This is a genomic window from Dethiosulfatibacter sp., assembly GCF_983023055.1.
Genome location: NZ_CEZJXU010000175.1, coordinates 1 through 2,404, shown reverse-complemented (window position 1 = coordinate 2,404; position 2,404 = coordinate 1). Strand labels below are relative to the sequence as shown.

Below are 2,404 nucleotides of genomic sequence, written 5' to 3'. Positions count from 1 at the left end.
ATACAATTTTTCCCTGCCCATTGCAAAGGCAAGCAAAAGCTGTGCATCCAGAAGGGGGTTCATATACTTCCTTTCTCCCAGAATATCCACAGCTTCCTTGATACATTGTCTTATGTTTTTTTCTACCACTTGTCGTCTTCCTTGTTTGCAGGTATTACTTCCTTCATTGCAGCTATTGCAACCTCAAGCATGTCGTCAGTAGGTTCCTTTGTAGTAAGCTTCTGGAACTGAAATCCAGGCTTTGCAAGCATTTTTGCAATTCCCTTGTTTTCACTTTTACCAATATATCTATTTATCTCATATGACAATCCCGCTATTACAGGCATCATCACAAGCCTTGTAACTATTCTCATGAGCACACTAGGCCATCCAAAGAATGAAAATACTATTATTGATATGATCAACACATTCACAAGAAAGCTTGTTCCGCATCTTGGATGAAGTGTTATGTACTTTCTTGCATTTTCAACAGTCAGCTCATCTCCATTTTCATATGCATATATAGTCTTGTGCTCGGCACCGTGGTACATGAACACCCTCTTGATGTCCTCCATCTTGGAAATGAGGTATACATACACAGTAAATAATCCTACCCTCAAAAGCCCCTCAAGGAGGTTCAGTACAAGGGGACTTTCCACAAATTTCTTAAGAAGTCCTGCCACAAGGTTTGGAAGTATTATGAATGCTCCTATTGATATTAAAAGGGCCATTACCACGGAAAAGTATATAATTGCCTGGTCTGCATTTTCCTTAAACATTTTTCTTATGAACCTATCGAATGCATCCTCTTCAAGTTCATCTTCATAAAATTCCGCTGAATACATTAATTCCTTTATTCCCACCAGCATTGCCTCAATTATAGCTATACTTCCTCTTATTAGAGGCAATTTAAGAATCTTGCTTTTGAATATTGGTTTTATGTCCTGAGTTTTAACGATTATTTCACCGTCGGGCTTTCTCACTGCCGTCGCTATCTTATGGGGACCTCTCATCATAATTCCTTCTATGAGAGCCTGTCCTCCTATTGATGTTTTTTTAGTTTTCGCCAATTTTTCTACCATCCATTTCAAATAATTTTCCACCCATTATAACATATAAATGGATTTTTAACTATTTTATTACTGTAACCTTTATTTTCTACTTAAATATTTTTCCTTTTCCTTGTAGAAGCATACTCCGCAAAGGGACTCATATTCAACATCATTCTCCTGGTCTATTGCCACCTGGCTTCCTTCAAATACAAACTCTCCGTTTACCTTTCTACCATTAAGCAACGCCTTTCTTCCACAGGCGCATATAGTCTTAAGCTCTTCTATGCTATGTGCTATTAATAGTAGTCTCTCGCTTCCCTCAAACCCGTTCATTAAAAAATCGGTCCTAAGTCCGTAGCATATTACTGGGATGTTCATTTTCACAGCCACCTCGAAAAGCTGGTCTATCTGTACACTTTTCAAAAACTGCGCCTCGTCTACCAAGATACAGTGGAGTTTTTCACATTCTTCAATATATTTTACAACTTCATCCACAAGGTTCATGTATCCATCAACAACTATGTCCACCTTTCTTTCAATGCCAAGTCTTGATATAACCTTGTCTTCGCCTTTTGTGTCTATTCCCGGCTTTATGACTATGGTTTTCATGCCCCGTTCCTCATAGTTGAAAGCTACCTGCATTAGGTTTGTTGATTTTCCACAGTTCATGGCACCGTATCTAAAATATAGCTTTGACATTTTCTACCTCCGTCAATTCCTGTTAACAGTATATCATTTTCATCGGAAAAGACAAGATATACGAGTCATTAAACTTTGCTTTTTGAGTGAATATTCATTATAATATAGTTAAGACTAAGAAAGAGGTGGTAACATGTATTTAGGTGAAAGTGTATTGATTATTTTATTTATGCTTGTAAAAGCAGCAGTAATCTTCTTTGTTGGACGGGTTATTATCAATCTCATCGCGAGCCAAGTTAAGAAAATACTGGATAAAAAATCAGTTGACCCAATGCTTGAAGGATTTGCAATTTCAATATTGAAATTTGTATTGATGTTTATATTGATTATTGCAATTCTAAAAACATTCAATGTCGCAACAACTTCCCTCGTTGCAATACTTGGTGCAGCTACTCTGGCAATAGGATTTGCTCTGCAGGGAAATCTTTCGAATTTTGCAAGTGGTGTAATGATTGTGACATTCAAGCCATTCAATGTAGGAGATTATGTTGAAACAGGTGGCCATGACGGAATAATCGAAGAAATTGGAATCTTCATGTCAACGCTTAAATCACTTGACAACAAAAAGATTCTTGTTCCAAACAGCTTCATAACAGGTGGGGCAATTACAAATTACACAGCATATTCTGAAAGAAGAGTTGACCTGACAGTTGGCGTAAGCTATGATGCAGATC

The 2,404-nt window shown here is 37.4% G+C and carries 4 protein-coding genes; 1 reads left to right on the top strand and 3 read right to left on the bottom strand.

Annotated elements, in window-relative coordinates:
* The 3 genes from AC3AX0_RS07320 to AC3AX0_RS07310 all read right to left on the bottom strand — a co-directional run.
* The coding region (locus AC3AX0_RS07320) for a hypothetical protein (protein ID WP_487549654.1) at positions 1-63 on the bottom strand (63 nt) is incomplete at its 3' end.
* A gap of 59 nt (positions 64-122) precedes the next feature.
* Positions 123-1,061: a DUF1385 domain-containing protein gene (locus AC3AX0_RS07315; RefSeq protein ID WP_487549650.1), complete on the bottom strand. Its 939-nt coding sequence runs from the start codon at positions 1,059-1,061 to the stop codon at positions 123-125.
* A 69-nt stretch (positions 1,062-1,130) separates the two neighbouring features.
* Positions 1,131-1,730, bottom strand: coding sequence for a thymidine kinase (locus AC3AX0_RS07310; RefSeq protein WP_487549649.1), 600 nt, complete (start codon positions 1,728-1,730; stop codon positions 1,131-1,133).
* A gap of 133 nt (positions 1,731-1,863) precedes the next feature.
* On the opposite strand from AC3AX0_RS07310, the gene AC3AX0_RS07305 reads away from it, so the two are divergent.
* Positions 1,864-2,404 (top strand): mechanosensitive ion channel family protein (locus AC3AX0_RS07305; protein WP_487549648.1); only part of this gene is annotated, 541 nt, incomplete at its 3' end.